We start from the raw sequence: 16,040 nt of genomic DNA on the forward strand, positions 1-16,040 counted from the left end.
ATCCATCGTACAATATGTTAATTAATGCATTTTATCCCAATGGTTTATACGAAGCCGGATGCGATGAAGCTGGCAGGGGTTGTTATGCAGGGCCGGTGTGTGCGGCTGCAGTGATTTTGCCCGCAAGCTTTTATCATCCGTTATTAAACGACAGTAAGCAGGTTACAGCCGCCAACAGAAATCAATTGCGCTGTATCATTGAACAACAAGCCATTGCCTGGGCTGTTGCCATGGTTAGCCATGAAGAAATTGACCGTATCAATATTTTGCAAGCTACCTATATGGCCATGCATAAGGCAATTGATGGGCTTGCAGTAAAACCTGATCTTTTATTAATAGATGGTAACCGCTTTAAACCCTATTTGGGTATTGCACATCATTGTATTATAAAAGGCGATGGTAAATATGCGGCCATTGCAGCAGCCAGTATTTTGGCAAAAACGCATCGCGATGCTTATATGCAACAGTTGCATCAGCAGTTTCCACATTATAACTGGCAAAAAAATAAAGGTTACGGAACGGCCGAACACCGCATGGCTATTCAGCAATATGGCTTGTGCAGGTATCATCGGCAAAGTTTTGCCATAGCGCCATAAACTTACTCCATCCATTCACCGGCCCCCATTCTAATAATTTCATAAGTACTATGGGTGCAATCAATAACAGTTGAGGGTACCATTCCACCAATACCTCCATCCACCACAATATCTACTAATTTTTCAAAATTGGTGTGAATGAGTTCCGGGTCAGTGTATTCTTCTACCTGCTCGCCGGGTAAAGAGGCGCTGAGCAGCGGATGCGATAATTGATGTACTATTGATAATGCAATGTGGTGATTGGGTATTCTTAATCCGATGGTATTTTTTTTGCTTTGTAAAATTTTAGGTACTTGTTTACTGGCCGGTAAAATAAAAGTATAAGGCCCGGGTAAATATTTTTTTAAAATTCGGTATAAAGGCGTATCAATGCTCTTGGTGTATTTGCTTAAATCGCTTAAATCGTAACATACAAAGCTTAGTTGCGCCTTTTGCGGGTCAATATGCTTTATTCGTGCAATGCGTTCAATGGCCTTGTGCTGAAATATATCACAACCCAACCCATAAATCGTATCGGTAGGGTATACAATTACGCCGCCATCTAATAAACATTCTTTAATGATATTCAGATGCCGCGGATCAGGATTAACCGGGTGTACTTTTATTAGCATACTGAAAGGTACAAAAGCAATTATAAAGTGAAAGCAATGCTATGTAATATTTGCAAGCGTAGTATTGTGCTGCCTGCATTTTCATTCTTTTTAATGATGCTTTTTGATGTATGTATTTAACCATCTGTAACAAATACACTTGATATAGAATGAAATATGAATTTGCACTTATTTTTGCAGTTAAATTTTGTGTATGCAGTTACAAAAAGTAGATGTAGTAGCTGATATTTCAGGTAATGATTTTCAGCAACAGTATTTCCGGCCTTTGAAACCGTTGGTGATTAAAAACTTAAGCCGGCAATGGCCTGCTTTACAAAAATGGAACTGGGATTATTTTAATGAACTAATAGGGGGGCATAAAGTGGCTTTGTACAACAATGTAAAAAGCGATGCTTATACCCCTATTAATACAGCCGATGATTACAAAACTTTTGGTGAATACATTGAAATGATTCGCAAAGGCCCGGCAGGATGGCGTATTTTTTTATTCAATATTTTTGAACATGCACCCCAATTAATAAACGATTTTTCATGGCCTGATTATTTAATGAAGGGTTTTGTAAAAAAATATCCCATGTTGTTTACCGGAGGTGAAGGCTCTATTACACATATGCATTTTGACATTGACTTAAGCCATATTCTCCACACCCAGTTTATGGGAAGAAAGCGGGTATTATTATTTCCTTATGAAGAACAACACAAATTATACCGCAAACCTTTTGAAGTATTGAGTCTGGCAGATTTTAGCAATTATTACAAATATAAAGGACTACCTGATTATGTGGCTTTCCCTGCTTTAAAACAGGCAAAAGGTTATGAAATAATATTAGAACATGGCGATACTTTATTTATGCCTTCAGGCTACTGGCACCACATGGAATATTTAGAAAGTGGTTTTGCCATGAGCCTTCGCGCACTGCAACCTTCTTTATTAGGTAAGGCCAAAGGTGTATGGAATTTATTTGGCATGCGCACCATTGATACGGTGATGAAAAAAACGGCTCCAAAAACCTGGTATAACTGGAAATTAGAACGTATTTACCAAAACGCTGCACCCTATATGCAGCAACGGCTCGAATTCAGCCAGTCATAGTGCAGCTAAGTATATTAAAAAAAGTTTAACCTTTTAGTTGTTCTTATTAACAATTGTTTGTATATTGATGCATTAATTTTAATGTTCATCAATATACTTTAATATGAAAAGAAAATTACTCCTGCTCATTTTTTTTGTTTTTGTGTATGTTGCCTGTTGGTCGCAATTATCGGCTGGTAATCAATTAATCGGGCCATCGCTCAACATTTCTTCATACAAAACTGTCAATGAAAATTCAACTGTTGTCACTAATTCTAGTAACACTCAGGGCTTTGGTTTGGGATTGAATTGGATAAAAATGAAAACAGCTACTGAAGGATTTGGCATAACGATAGGGTATAATTACAGTATTTATAAAAATTATGGCATAACGTCAAATGATTACACTCGTCAAAAGAGTAATTCTGCCGAATTAGACTTGTTTAGAAGAAAATACATTCCCATTCATGCCAAGTGGAGTTTATTTTATGATGTGGGTTTATCCGGTGCCATCAATAAAACTAAAAATGTAGCCTCAGGTTCATTATCCGGCACTTATCCTTACTTTGAACTTAATGGCTATTCAGTTAAGGTATTTGGCTATCCCGGTATTGCTTATTTTATTAAAAGAAATTTTTTGGTGGACATATCGCTACCTAATTTCTTAGTAGCGAATTTTTGGCATCAGAAATATGTATATCCTCCGTTTAATGGTGTTAATCAATCCAGTTATTCTAACTCTTTTAATTTCAACAGTACCGTTACTTCGGGTAATTTTTTTAATAATATGGCCATTAATTTCCGGTGGATATTACGTTAACATAAACAATAGCTCCTCGCAATAAAAAAGCCATCATTACTAACTGTGATGGCTTTTTGTTGTATATGTATCATGCATGAATTAAGCAATTTCCCATACCTCACGTCCCCTTAGCAGTTTATCTAAATCGCCTTTGCCTTTTGAGGTCACTACTTCTTCAATTTGCATGGCCATTACTTCTTCATAACAAGGCCGGTTGGTTTCATAAAACACACCAAACGGACGGGGAAAATGATTACTGGTTTTATGTGGATCATCAAACATACGTACCAGAATTTGTGCTTTGTAAAAATCGTGTTCATCATGTATCCACAAATCATCGGCAGTATATTCAGCACTTAATTCAACTACCTCGGGCTGTAATCCGTTTAAGCGAATACCTTTGTTTTGTGCAGCACCAAAAATCAGTGGTTTGCCTTGTTCTAAGTATAAGCCTTCTTCTAATTTAGTAGCTTTTTCGGTAAAAAGTTCAAAAGCACCATCATTGAAAATATTACAATTTTGATATATTTCTACAAATGAAGTGCCCTTGTGTGCCGCAGCGCGTAATAAAGTTTGCTGCAGGTGTTTGGGGTCGCGGTCCATACTGCGGGCAATAAAAGTACCATCCGCACCTAAGGCTAATGCCAGCGGGTTAAACGGGTGGTCAATACTGCCATAAGGGGTTGATTTGGTAATTTTATGCTCTTCTGATGTGGGCGAGTATTGCCCTTTGGTTAAACCATAAATCTGGTTATTGAATACCAGCATATTTACATCAAAATTGCGGCGCAATAAATGAATGGTATGGTTTCCGCCAATACTTAAGCTATCGCCATCACCGCTAATAATCCATACACTTAAATCAGGCCTTGCTGCTTTCAGGCCACTTGCAATGGCTGTTGCTCGTCCGTGAATGGAGTGCATACCAAACGTATTCATATAATAAGGAAAACGGCTGCTACATCCAATTCCCGAAATAATGGCAAAATTTTCTTTGGGAATGCCTAATGTGGGCATTACTTTTTGTACCTGTGCTAAAATAGAATAATCGCCGCAACCGGGGCACCAGCGTACTTCTTGGTCGGTGGCAAAATCTTTGGCTGTTAAGGTAGCTGTGGCTACAACTTCGCTCATGGCTTATAATTTATTTCAATAAATGGGTTAGCGAATTTACGTAATTCTTCCCGCTGCTGTTCTAAATTTTTTGTAACTCCTCCCAATATTCGGCCCCACGGCGGGTATGGGGTATTACAATCGTACCACCCACAATATTGGCAATGGCAAATACTTCATAAATGGCTTCGGTACCAATACCCAATTCTTTGCATTTGCCCAAATGGTATTTAATACAATCATCGCAACGTAAAACCATACTGGCTACCAAACCCAGCATTTCTTTGGTGGCGGCATCCAATACACCGGGTTCATAGGTATTGGTATCTAAATTCCATAATCTTTTTAAAACCAGGTTGTTTTTACTCAGAATGACTTCATTCATTTTTAAACGATAGTCATTAAATTCATTTACAAGTTGACTCATGGCAATATATTTTTTGTAAAAGTATTGTAAGCAATCGATTGCGATTGTCGAAATAAGTTAATTGTAACATGCCATTTCAGCTATTTAAAAGGTTATTGTATAATTTGCAGCTTCAATTGATATAATATGAGCAATAATTTATTTCATTTTGGCATGATTGGCTTAGGCACTATGGGCCGTAATTTGTTGTTGAACTTAGCCGATCATGGCTATTCTGTTATTGGTTTTGATAAAGATGAACAAAAAGGAGCCGCATTGCTCAATGAATCAACCCCACAACATAAAGTTAAGGCCGTTAGTAGTTTACAGGAAATGGTGCAACAGATAGAGCAGCCTCGTAAAATAATGATGCTGGTACCTGCAGGCAAACCCGTAGATGATGTAATAGAAAGTTTATTGCCTTTATTACAACCCGGCGATATTGTAATTGATGGGGGTAATTCTTTTTTTGAAGATACTTTACGCAGAACAACTTATATGCAAAGCAAACAAATGCACTTTGTAGGGATGGGTGTTTCGGGTGGTGAAAAAGGTGCCCGTTTTGGCCCCAGCATAATGCCCGGTGGTGATGTGGCTGCCTGGAAAAACCTGCAACCTTTATTAGAAGCGGTGGCTGCTAAAGTAAATGGTGAACCTTGTGTAGCTTATATGGGTAAAGATGCCGCCGGCCACTATGTAAAAATGGTACATAACGGTATAGAATATGCCATTATGCAATTAATTAGTGAGGTGTATGATGTGCTAAGAACCGGATTGAGCTTATCCAATGCTGAAATGCATCAGGTATTTGCCAAATGGAATGAAGGGGAATTGAAAAGTTTTTTAATTGAAATTTCTGCACAAATTTTTTTACAAAAAGACCCGGAAACCGGGAAAGACCTGGTAGATGTTATTTTAGACAAAGCGGGTTCTAAAGGTACCGGAAAATGGACCAGTCAGGAAGCTATGAACCTGCCCATTAGTATTCCTACTATTGATATTGCGGTAGCATTCAGAGATATTTCAGTATATAAAGAGGAGCGTATTGCAGCAGAGGCATTGTACCAACCTGAGCGTAAAAAAATTACTGCAGACAAAGCCGCATTTATTGAGCAATTAGGTCATGCCTTACAGGCTGCTATAATGATTTGTTATGCACAGGGATTAGCCATGTTACACAAGGCTTCATCCGTTTATAATATGGATATTCCTTTAAAAGATGTAGTAAAAATTTGGCGTGGCGGCTGTATTATTCGCTCTTTATTGTTAGAAGATTTTTATACAGCCTATCAAAACAATGCTGATTTAGCCAACATTTTATTAGATCAGCAATTGGCGAAACTCTTGCAATTGAAAGAAACTGCTTTGCGCAATGTAATTGTACAGGCCGTACAAAGCAAAATTGCAGTAACCGGTTTAATGAGCGCATTGGGTTATTTGGATGCGTATACCGACGGAAACATGCCGGTAAACTTAATACAGGCACAACGTGATTTGTTTGGAGCCCATACTTATCAACGTATTGATAAACCCGGTACCTTTCATACACAGTGGGATTAATCCTTCTGCACCTATTTGATCTATTTAAATTATTTATAACACGATATTTATGCCAACAGAAAATCATCTTCCCCCGCCAACCGTTGTTTTTATTTTTGGCGGTAGCGGCGATTTAAATCAGCGTAAACTTTCTCCTGCATTATACAACCTTTTTTTAGATGGCTATATGCCTAATCAATTTGCCATTGTTGGGCTAGGTCGTACTGCTTATACCAACGAAAATTTTAGAGAAAGGTTATGGAAAGGTATTGATTTGTTTAGCCGAAGTAAAGATGACCCAAAATCCGAACAGCATTGGAATGAGTTTAGCCAGAACATTCATTATATTGCTATGGATGGGGAAGATGCATCATCCTATAATAAATTAAGTGATTTTGTGGGTGTTAAAAATAAAGAGTGGAATGTAAAACCACAGGTGGTTTTTTATCTGGCTGTGGCTCCGCAATTGGTACCCGATATTGCTACTAGTTTAGGAAAATTAGAGATGAGCAATATTGCCAATTGTGTGCGTATTGTAATTGAAAAACCTTTTGGCCACGATCTACAAAGTGCGCACGACTTGAATGCTTTATTGAAAAGCATGTTTAAAGAAGAGCAGATTTATCGTATTGACCACTATCTCGGAAAAGAAACTGTACAAAACATTTTGGCTTTTCGGTTTGCCAATGCCTTGTTTGAACCTATTTGGAACCGAAATTATATTGACCATGTTCAAATTACCAATGCCGAGACCGTTGGTGTGGAAGAACGTGGCGGTTATTATGAAAAAAGCGGTGCCCTGCGCGATATGGTACAAAACCATATACTGCAATTAATTTGCATGATTGCAATGGAAGCTCCGGTTAGTTTTGATGCCAATGAAATAAGGAATAAGAAAGTTGATGTATTGAATGCCATTCGTAAAATTACCAAAGAGCAGGCGCATGAACATGCCGTGCGTGGCCAGTACAGTGCCGGTTGGATGAAGGGTAAAGAAGTAAAAGGATATAGAGAAGAACAAAATGTAAGCCTTAACTCAAACGTTGAAACTTTTGCTGCTGTTAAGTTTTTTATAGACAATTGGCGTTGGCAGGATGTTCCTTTTTATGTACGCACCGGTAAATACCTGCATGAAAAAACCACTATTATTACCATTCAGTTTAAACAGGCGCCCAAATTTGCTTTTCCGCCGGAAGCCGCAGAAACCTGGCGCCCCAACCGTTTAACCATCAGCATACAACCCAATATGGATATCCGGCTGCGTTTTCAGGCCAAAAAGCCTGGACAGGATATAACACTGAATCCGGTGGATATGATTTTCAGCTATGCAGATGCATACGATGGACACGAACCCGAAGCCTATGAAACCCTTTTGCTGGATGTAATGCAGGGTAACGCTACCCTGTTTATGCGCGATGATCAGGTAGAAGCTGCCTGGAAAATTATTATGCCTATTTTGGAAGCCTGGCAAATCAGGCCACCGGTTGATTTTCCGAACTATAGCCCCGATAGCTGGGGGCCTGAAGATGCCGAAGCCCTGATAGCAAGAGATGGCCATAACTGGATTACCTTGCCCTTGCCACACAAAGAATAATTTGTGGAAGCGGGATATTTTAAGCGATCATTACATTTGTTGCTAAGTTGAATGGGTAAAACCAACGTGGTACCCTTGTTGTAAATAAGAATTGTTGATATTTAAAATAGATGAAATGTCCTTACATATAGAACCCAATGCTGATGCATTGATGCATGCCGTTACCAATTGGATGGTTGATTTAATTGCCAATACTTTAAAACAACAAGATCGGTTTACCCTTGCATTATCGGGTGGCAATACGCCTAAAAGTTTGCACCTATTGCTTGCATCAGATGCTTATCGTCATGAAATTGACTGGTCAAAACTGCATTTCTTTTTTGGTGATGAACGTTTTGTGCCTTTTAATGATGAGCGGAACAATGCAAAAATGGCTTTTGATACCTTGTTAAATCATGTACCCGTTCAGCCGGAGCAGATTCATATCATGCAAACGGAACATATTACACCCGAAGCTTCTGCTGCAGCCTATGAAAAAATTTTACATCAATATTTTAACGAGCAGCCCTTTAGTTTTGATCTGGTTTTGTTGGGAATGGGAGATGACGGACACACCTTGTCGCTATTTCCCGGAACGGCGGTCATAGATGAAACAAAAAAATGGGCTACCCATTTATGGCTGGAGGCGCAGCAAATGTACCGTATTACATTAACAGCACCCATTGTCAATCAATCGGCGCAGGTGGCATTTATTACCACGGGTGCCAATAAAGCAACTGCTTTAAAAGCGGTGCTGGAAGGGCCTGTAAATGTGCATCAATACCCTTCACAAATTATTCGCCCCAAAGGCAGCCTGCACTGGTTTACTGACTCGGCAGCTGCGGCATTATTAACACATACAGCATAAATAAAACCCGGGTGGAAAACCATCCGGGTTATTCAGTAAACAAAGCACAATAAACAAATTTACTCGTAGCTATTTCTTTGGTTCTACCTTACAGGTTTTAATACCAAAAATGGTATATAAGGGGCAAAACGAAATAAATGAGGTAGCCAGAAAAACTGCACCCAAAACCAATAAAATAATTCCTAATGTGCCTGTTACGGTTTGCGTAAAATACAATATGGCAAATACAATGGCCAGTATTACGCGAATAATGCGGTCAGCACCGCCCATGTTTTTTTTCATATACTTGTATTTGTTGTTTAAATATTTGAACAATTTGATTGAAACATGATATAATTACCAGTTTAAGTATCCGGCAAAAGTGCCTGAATAATTCCCGCTACACCCCAAGCCAATAATGCACAAATTATACAAACCAATAAAAGCTTCAGCCAGGTACCTTTCATGCAGATATAAAATTATATTGTTTGTTTGGTTAGAAACATGACAAAAGTCACTTTCATCGTTTTTACCATTTTACTTGTAGCGACAAGTTGAATACCCTGCCTTCCAATGGTCCCCAGATATCACTAAACACCGGATTGGAATAAGGCGGATAAACCAACTGCCCGTAATTGCCCTCTTTAAAGTTAAACAGATTTTCACAATTCAGCACTACAGATATTTTTTTGTACCGGTAATTGAGCATGGCGGCCGAAAGAATATAATCTCTGGTGCTTGTGCCATCTTCTAAATATTGTTTTCCTGTATAAGACAGTTCTATCCCAATCCTAAAATGGTCTTCCACCTCAAAACTGGCCAATCCGGCAATTTTGTGTTTGGCTATTAAGGGAAAGTTGGGTGCCTGCAAATCATATTTTCTTTGTGTATTGGTATATACATACCCTAAATACAATTCGGTTTCATCTTCTCTTGCCTGCAAATAGGTTTCAAAACCAGTTGTGGTAATATTTTGCGGTGCATTGTACCAGTGCATGTTCAATGGGTTGGTGAGCGAATCGAGCAATAAGGGATGCTGAATGGCCGTATAAAAAAAACTCTGATTCAGGGTAAATTGCCATTCTTCTCCCCGCCATTTGTAATTAATGTCGAAGTTTGCGCCAGTGCTTTTCTCTGCAACAGTGCCGGGTTTATAGCCGGCTAAGTAACGGTAATCGCGTTCATCAACATCTCCTGAAAATAAAGAGGGGGTTTTATAACCCATGCCACCACCTAAACGCATGGTTAATTGAGAGCTCAAGCGATACATGAAAGAAATACGCGGCAATAAAAAATTGCCATAAACGCTATGATGGTCGGCTCGTAACCCGGCTTCTGCTGTTAACGCAGGTGTTATTTTCCAATCGTCTTGAACATATCCGCCAATGGTATATCCATTTTCATTGGTTAATAAAGTACTATCCGGTTGATGTTTCATAAATGCATCACCGTTAAAGTTGAGTCCGGCAATCCAGTTATGTTGTGCCGATTTTTTACTGTATGCCAGCTCGCTATACCAAAGGTTTTGCTGTGCCTTCATGCCAAACAAATCGGTAATAGCCTGCCGGTTATAGAGGCTGGTGGTGGCTTTCAGGCTTAAACGGGCACCGTTATTTAAAGTGTTTTCCCAATCGGCATCAAGGGTATGCCGTAAGCTTTTGTTTTGAATAAAGAATTGATGTGTTGCATTGGGCTTCCCTTCTAATACCTGCATGTCACCACCCTTCCTGTCTTCTGCATTCAAGGTATAGCCTAAAATAAGGGTACTGTTTGGGTTGTAGTATAGAAAAACACGGGGATGCACAAAGATACTTTTTACATCGGGTACGGTACTAAAGCCATTGTTGTACACATCTACCGCCTGTTGTAAGTTGCCTCCTGCAAACAGGGTATAACCAGTTGTATGGTTTCGAGCGGAAGAAAACACATTGAGATTGTTTTCTAATAATGATGTTCTGTTAATGATAAAACTATTTTCAGGTTGTTTACGATTGGGGGTTTTTGATACTAAGTTCATCATTCCGGCAATGGCGCCGCCGCCATATAAAGTAGAAGAGGCACCTTTAATCAACTCTACTTGTTTAAGGTCCAAAGGCGGAATTTGCAACAGTCCAAAACTACCGGAATAACCCCCAAACAGCGGCATGCCATCTCTCAATATTTGTGTGTACCTGCCGGGTAAGCCCTGTATTCGCAAATCGGCATTGCCGGTGGCTGCATTGGTTTGTTGTACCTGAATGCCGGCCACATCGCCCAACAGGCCCAGTAGATTTCCGGGATTAATTTGTGTTTCTTCTCCAATTTCTTCAGCACCAATTACTTCCACCCTGGTGGGTAAATCTTCTATTCTTGAATTGGTTTTAGAAGCAGCTACTACCACATCGCCCAAATTATTGGTGTGGTTATTCAGTACAATGCTAATGGTAACAAGACCTTTAACCGGTAAATGAATTAACGAATCTTTGGTGGTAAAACCGGTATGGCTAAACCGTATCTTCTGCCTTAATGCTGAAGTATTGAGTTCAAAAATAAAATTGCCGCTACTATCGGTTATGGTGGTTTTTTTTATTTCGGGCAAACTAACTGAAACGCCGGTAAGTGGCAGTGCACCTGAACTATCTTTAACTGTACCCTTTATAGTTTGTTGTGCCTTAACTGACTGTAATAAAAACAGGGATAAACAAAATAAATATATACGAAGCATGATGATTCAGTTTAAATCAACAAAACAATACATTACAACAATGCAGCTCCGTTGTGAGTAAGGCATTATCCCGAATTACAAAGTTTTAGGCACTGAAAAAGGTATTTCTTAGCCACAATAGTATTTGTATTGCCGGAATGTATTTAAATAAAATGTAACTGCATTGTTTAGCAGGTAACGGGTAATGGAGGATGAAAGATGGCACCCGGAAAGCCAGATAACAACAGGTGCAATTTGTTTACAATGGTATAGGCTTGTTGTACTATACAAGGATGGATGGTAGCAGAAAATTGAATAGGATTATAAAATAAAATATTATAACCCATGGCAGAAGCAATGGGTACCGGCAGGAAGGGATGATTGTTGGCAGAACGTGTTTCCTGCTGCTCGGTGGGGTCAAACCCTGCCAGCAATAATTTCTCGCCAATAAATTCAAGCAGGTTCATATTGTCATCTTCCTGCAGGCAATAATTATATAAAGCAATGAAACTGCGCCCTGCATTAAAATGGTTGGGCATGGTAACCAGCGTGTATAAGCTAAAGCCTGCCAGTATAAACAATAGTAGCAGCTTTTTCATGCAATGAGATATGAATTGCCGTACACGCATAACAACTTTATTCAGTTCCTTTATCCGGGAATACGGGAAATATATTTTTCAATTTCTTTAATCTGGTCAACCACCTGTTTGGTTTTAGGCTTACAGGCTTTGGCTTTTCTAAAATAATCTTTGGCAGCCCTGAATTCGCGCTTATTCATAAAAATCTGGCACATACCCAAAAAGGCCACTGCTTCACTTTCTTTATCGGGAATACCCAAACGAATGGCTGCACGCATATAAGTTTCGGCTTGTTTTAAATCGCCTTTTTGCATGGCCATCATACCCAATTGTAATTTATTGGCGCCTTCGGCTTCGGGCATGGGGGCACCCAAATCGTTGCTTTTTTTAAGGTGTTTTTCGGCCGTATCAAAATCCTGATTCATCATGGCTAAATTACCTTTTATGGTAAAATAGGTAGAGCGAACCGGTTTGTATAAAAGGTTAGGAAACCAGATTGATTTCAGTATTTTTTCTACTTCCTCTACATTGCCCTGTTCCATCGGTTCCTGAATTAAGCGCAAGGGTCCAATGAAGAAATGCGTAAAAATGGCAATCACTCCTAGAAAATACAAAACAAATGCCGGCCAAAACCCACTGGTAATGGTTACTACAAAGGCTAAAATAAATGCAACAATACCCAGCCAGAATCTATATTTAATAATCAGGTTATAAAATTTCATACGTGCTTTTTATGGGCTGCAAAGATAGGGTGCAAAAGCACAAAGCGTATACCTGATTTTATGAGATAGATGAGCGCCTAAAAGCGATCGTCATTCACTTCAATCCAATTGCCATCCGTATCCTGCAGATAAATTTGTTGTACACCATCCTGTCTTTTGGTAATACCATGCTTCTGGCCGGTCCAGCTTTGGTAGGCTACCCCCAATTGGTTTAAGTGTTCCATAAATGCTTTTAGATTGGAAACGGTAAAGCATATATGGGAGTTAATATCATGGTTTACAATAGATTTAGCTCCCTGAATTAAGTGTAGTTGACTATGGGGGCCAATGCGAAACCACACATGCCTGCCATCGTGAAACGGTTCGGGTATGGTATCTAAATACATCACATCGTGGTAAAAATCGGCTTGTTTTTGTAAATTATAAACATAAACAGCAATATGATTAAGGGTGGGGTGTATTTCTGAAGTATGGTCTTTTTGAGCTGAAAGAGTATTGCTCACACACAATAAAACCATCAGAAAGGGGAAGATAAGCTGTTTCATACATTTATATTTAAATGGAAGTTACATGTTTTAGGCGGCTAAGCGGGGTATTGCCCCGCCAGAAGGATTATTTAATGCTTTTTTAATTTGATGCAATGTTGAGGTGAACATGGGTTGAAAGAGGTAGGTAGAAAACTCTTTTTTAATATATTCAAGTCTCAGCAAAACCCTCATTGTACAGAGGCGGAATACAAATTTTTTCTTGTTTTTTTGGTATAAATTGCTGCTTTAAGCACATTTTCAGCCCTTTTATAATCATTTATTGCTAATTTTCATCTATCAAAATTAATGCACATGAAACCAGGAATACTATTGCTTTGTCTGGCTGCATTCACAGCCTGCCATTCGCCGTCTGCCGACAAACGTCTGGCAAAAGCTTCAAAAGAAAACAAAAACGGATGGGTATATGTGCATTTGGAAGGCTCGCCTGCTGTTATCGGTTATCAGCATGGTTATTTGTTGGCCAATGAAATAGATACCACCATGCAGTCGGTTGCTTATTATTTAGCCCATGAGACCAAAAAAGACTGGAACTTTTACCGAGCCTGTGCCCGTAATTTTTTATGGGATAAATTAGACAGGGAATACAAAGATGAAATCAATGGCATAGTGGCTGGCTTGCACGATAGAGGCTTACATTACGATAGTTTAGACCTTACCGCTTACAATGCTACGGAAGAACTTGCATTTTATTATGTGCCCCAATTAATGAACAAGGTAAATCCGGGTAGTGGCAATAACAAGGCCCCCGGCAATTGTAGCGCATTTATAGCAACCGGCAGCTATACCAAAGATGGTAAAATTGTAATGGGGCATAATAACTGGACAGAATATATCATTGGCCAGCACTGGAATATAATTGCTGATATAGTACCCGAAAAAGGTAATCATATTATGATGGATTGCATGCCCGGATTCATCCATAGTGGCGATGATTTTGTAATTACCAGTAATGGTATGTTGATTACCGAAACCACCATTACCCAATTTTTAGGGTTTGATACAACCGGCATTCCCGAATTTGAAAGAGCCAGGAAAGTAGCGCAATATGCCAACAGTATTGATGATGCCATTGCTATATTTACCAAAGGCAACAATGGCGGTTATGCCAATGACTGGTTATTGGGCGATACCAAAACCAATGAGGTGGCTAAATTAGAATTGGGTTTAAAAGATTACCGGGTATGGCGTAGTAAGGATACTGCTATGATTGGTTCTAATTTCCCCAGCGATCCAAAACTAATTAAAGAGGAAACCACTTTTAATATAAACGATGCCACTACCAGCCCCAATGCCCGTAAGCGCAGAATGGAACAATTGGTATTGGTAGATATGAAGGGCAAATTAGATGCAGCTACCGCCCAACAAATTGAAGCCGACCATTATGATGCGTTGGATAATATGACTGCTAATAATCGTTGTGTAATTTGTGGCCATATTGATGAAGATGCCAAAGGTTGTTCGGAATGGGATTTGGCACCTTATTACCCTATGGGGGCTGTGCAAGGCAAAGTAACCACTGCTGCATTGGCTGGTAAAATGCAATTTTGGGCGCACATGGGCCACCCATGCGGTGAAGATTTTATTGGTGAAAAGTTTTATAAAGCCCATCCTGAATATGCCTGGCAATCAAAATATTTAAAAGATATGAAAGCCTGGCCATGGACTTTATTTACCGCTACCAGCCTTGTGCAACCTTAAACGTGTTAATAAAATATAATTTATTGGTAAGTCATATTTTCTGTTCCTCAGCCATGCAATTTCAGTTGGAAACGCCTACATTTGTGGCCCTTTTTACCGGTAAAAAGTCAATGGTCTCATAGTTCAATGGATAGAATAGGAGTTTCCTAAACTCTAGATCCAAGTTCGATTCTTGGTGAGACCACCATATTGCATTCGTCGAAAAATTGCATTTAAATTGCTACTAACTCCGGCAACATTAGCATCCTCGCTTTACTTTTTCAGATAAAATTACAAAGTGTAAACAGTAATTGGATTATCAATCAATTGGTTATATTTAAATTTTAATTTAATTTTAACTGAAATACGTTTTTTTCCTGTTTTCCTCACTGGGACACTCTAAAAGTTGAATATTTTAGCCAAGGTTCGATGTTCTTCTGTTAGGATTAGTTTTTTTCTGATGATTTGTTTAGATTCAGGTAACATAATTTCAATTTCAAAAAGATTAGCAGCCATTTCAATGATTTGAGTTGCAAATAAGCCTATCTTTTTTTCTGTTAGCCATCGCTCTAATTCCTTATACACTTTATAAGCAACAAAATTCAGGCAGATATGCGCCTCAATTCTTTTTTGCAATCGATGATAAATGGGGCGAACTTTTAAATCTGTTTTTGCAACCCTAAATGCCTTTTCTATTTGCCATAACTGATTGTAATTTTCGATTATTTTTTTAGTTGTTAATCTACTATTGGTTAAGTAGCCTTTTAACCCATCCCATTTTGGATCTTCTTTATATCTTTATATTTTAGATAATCTATGCTATCGAAAAATAAACCTAATGTTGTGGCGTAGTACTACCTTGAAATGCTTGTAGTAAAACCCATAGTATAGATTTTGTTGTAAGCCTAAGGTTAATTTTGCTGTTTGGGTAAAACAAAATTCCTTTTAGTTTACTTTTTAGAATCGGAATTCTGTATCCAAATTCTTTAAAGCAAATCCTATCTTATGACGACAATTACATTTCATTTCAACGGTAAAAGCAATACTGCAAAAGTTACCGAATTAATTTCTTATCCCAACACGGTGTACAAGGTAGAAGTGCATGAAGACGATATTGTAAAAGAGTTTGGCAGTACTTTTTATTTTCCTAAAACTACTTTGCAAAAAATTCAAATTCCGCCCTGTACTAAAAAAGAATTGGAACTGTATTTTTCTATGTTGCGGGAAATTTTTGATGAAGTACTGAAAAATTAATTGCATATAACAAAAATGC

At 38.7% G+C, this 16,040-nt stretch carries 16 protein-coding genes, 1 tRNA gene and 1 pseudogene; 9 read left to right on the forward strand and 9 right to left on the reverse strand.

Going from position 1 to position 16,040, the window contains the following annotated elements; translation table 11 throughout:
• Nucleotides 1-14: 14 nt before the first annotated feature.
• On the forward strand, nucleotides 15-596 hold the full coding sequence (rnhB, locus tag AC3QLY_RS05245) for a ribonuclease HII (protein ID WP_074418925.1): 582 nt from the start codon (nucleotides 15-17) through the stop codon (nucleotides 594-596).
• 2 nt (nucleotides 597-598) lie between these two features.
• On the opposite strand, the gene AC3QLY_RS05250 is transcribed toward rnhB, so the two are convergent.
• Nucleotides 599-1,207 (reverse strand): L-threonylcarbamoyladenylate synthase, encoded by a 609-nt coding sequence (locus AC3QLY_RS05250; RefSeq protein WP_074418924.1) that lies wholly within the window; start codon nucleotides 1,205-1,207, stop codon nucleotides 599-601.
• 193 nt (nucleotides 1,208-1,400) lie between these two features.
• Between AC3QLY_RS05250 and AC3QLY_RS05255 the strand changes: the two genes are divergently transcribed.
• Both AC3QLY_RS05255 and AC3QLY_RS05260 read left to right on the forward strand, forming a co-directional pair.
• Nucleotides 1,401-2,300, forward strand: a complete 900-nt coding sequence (locus tag AC3QLY_RS05255) for a cupin-like domain-containing protein (protein ID WP_081298611.1) — start codon at nucleotides 1,401-1,403, stop codon at nucleotides 2,298-2,300.
• Nucleotides 2,301-2,403: 103 nt separating this feature from the next.
• Nucleotides 2,404-3,099, forward strand: coding sequence for a hypothetical protein (locus AC3QLY_RS05260; RefSeq protein WP_074418922.1), 696 nt, complete (start codon nucleotides 2,404-2,406; stop codon nucleotides 3,097-3,099).
• An 81-nt stretch (nucleotides 3,100-3,180) separates the two neighbouring features.
• Here the strand turns inward: AC3QLY_RS05260 and AC3QLY_RS05265 are convergent, their stop codons facing one another.
• On the reverse strand, nucleotides 3,181-4,215 hold the full coding sequence (locus AC3QLY_RS05265; RefSeq protein ID WP_074418921.1) for a 2-oxoacid:ferredoxin oxidoreductase subunit beta: 1,035 nt from the start codon (nucleotides 4,213-4,215) through the stop codon (nucleotides 3,181-3,183).
• A gap of 61 nt (nucleotides 4,216-4,276) precedes the next feature.
• Nucleotides 4,277-4,621 (reverse strand): carboxymuconolactone decarboxylase family protein, encoded by a 345-nt coding sequence (locus AC3QLY_RS05270; RefSeq protein WP_068240689.1) that lies wholly within the window; start codon nucleotides 4,619-4,621, stop codon nucleotides 4,277-4,279.
• Between the two features lie 126 nt (nucleotides 4,622-4,747).
• Between AC3QLY_RS05270 and gnd the strand changes: the two genes are divergently transcribed.
• The 3 genes from gnd to pgl all read left to right on the forward strand — a co-directional run bounded on the left by gnd (nucleotide 4,748) and on the right by pgl (nucleotide 8,580).
• The gene (gene gnd / locus AC3QLY_RS05275; RefSeq protein WP_074418920.1) at nucleotides 4,748-6,160 is read left to right on the forward strand and encodes an NADP-dependent phosphogluconate dehydrogenase; all 1,413 of its coding nucleotides are present in this window, start codon (nucleotides 4,748-4,750) and stop codon (nucleotides 6,158-6,160) included.
• A gap of 49 nt (nucleotides 6,161-6,209) precedes the next feature.
• Entirely contained in the window at nucleotides 6,210-7,733 is a 1,524-nt protein-coding gene (gene zwf / locus AC3QLY_RS05280) for a glucose-6-phosphate dehydrogenase (RefSeq protein WP_074418919.1), read from the forward strand.
• Between the two features lie 115 nt (nucleotides 7,734-7,848).
• Entirely contained in the window at nucleotides 7,849-8,580 is a 732-nt protein-coding gene (gene pgl, locus AC3QLY_RS05285; RefSeq protein ID WP_287101409.1) for a 6-phosphogluconolactonase, read from the forward strand.
• Between the two features lie 69 nt (nucleotides 8,581-8,649).
• Here pgl and AC3QLY_RS05290 read toward each other — a convergent pair whose 3' ends face one another.
• The 5 genes from AC3QLY_RS05290 to AC3QLY_RS05310 form a co-directional block, all read right to left on the reverse strand.
• On the reverse strand, nucleotides 8,650-8,862 hold the full coding sequence (locus tag AC3QLY_RS05290; RefSeq protein WP_074419681.1) for a YgaP family membrane protein: 213 nt from the start codon (nucleotides 8,860-8,862) through the stop codon (nucleotides 8,650-8,652).
• 226 nt (nucleotides 8,863-9,088) lie between these two features.
• Nucleotides 9,089-11,263, reverse strand: a complete 2,175-nt coding sequence (locus AC3QLY_RS05295) for a TonB-dependent receptor (RefSeq protein ID WP_492990843.1) — start codon at nucleotides 11,261-11,263, stop codon at nucleotides 9,089-9,091.
• Nucleotides 11,264-11,430: 167 nt separating this feature from the next.
• A complete protein-coding gene (locus tag AC3QLY_RS05300; protein WP_074419679.1) occupies nucleotides 11,431-11,841 on the reverse strand; it encodes a hypothetical protein in 411 nt (136 codons plus the stop codon).
• A 50-nt stretch (nucleotides 11,842-11,891) separates the two neighbouring features.
• Complete coding sequence (locus tag AC3QLY_RS05305) at nucleotides 11,892-12,542, reverse strand: tetratricopeptide repeat protein (RefSeq protein WP_287101410.1); 651 nt, start codon at nucleotides 12,540-12,542, stop codon at nucleotides 11,892-11,894.
• A gap of 77 nt (nucleotides 12,543-12,619) precedes the next feature.
• The gene (locus AC3QLY_RS05310; RefSeq protein WP_288095154.1) at nucleotides 12,620-13,087 is read right to left on the reverse strand and encodes a VOC family protein; all 468 of its coding nucleotides are present in this window, start codon (nucleotides 13,085-13,087) and stop codon (nucleotides 12,620-12,622) included.
• A 294-nt stretch (nucleotides 13,088-13,381) separates the two neighbouring features.
• On the opposite strand from AC3QLY_RS05310, the gene AC3QLY_RS05315 reads away from it, so the two are divergent.
• Together AC3QLY_RS05315 and AC3QLY_RS05320 are read left to right on the forward strand one after the other, a co-directional pair.
• Nucleotides 13,382-14,788 (forward strand): C45 family autoproteolytic acyltransferase/hydrolase, encoded by a 1,407-nt coding sequence (locus AC3QLY_RS05315; protein WP_288095157.1) that lies wholly within the window; start codon nucleotides 13,382-13,384, stop codon nucleotides 14,786-14,788.
• Between the two features lie 112 nt (nucleotides 14,789-14,900).
• Nucleotides 14,901-14,975 (forward strand) — tRNA-Arg (locus tag AC3QLY_RS05320).
• A 191-nt stretch (nucleotides 14,976-15,166) separates the two neighbouring features.
• Here AC3QLY_RS05320 and AC3QLY_RS05325 read toward each other — a convergent pair.
• A pseudogene (locus AC3QLY_RS05325) lies at nucleotides 15,167-15,547 on the reverse strand (IS1634 family transposase); the annotation flags it as partial.
• A gap of 225 nt (nucleotides 15,548-15,772) precedes the next feature.
• Between AC3QLY_RS05325 and AC3QLY_RS05330 the strand changes: the two are divergent.
• On the forward strand, nucleotides 15,773-16,021 hold the full coding sequence (locus tag AC3QLY_RS05330; protein ID WP_068240653.1) for a hypothetical protein: 249 nt from the start codon (nucleotides 15,773-15,775) through the stop codon (nucleotides 16,019-16,021).
• The last annotated feature ends 19 nt before the right edge of the window (nucleotides 16,022-16,040 follow it).

It is taken from the genome of Hydrotalea sp. GW822-HT8A01, assembly GCF_058798575.1.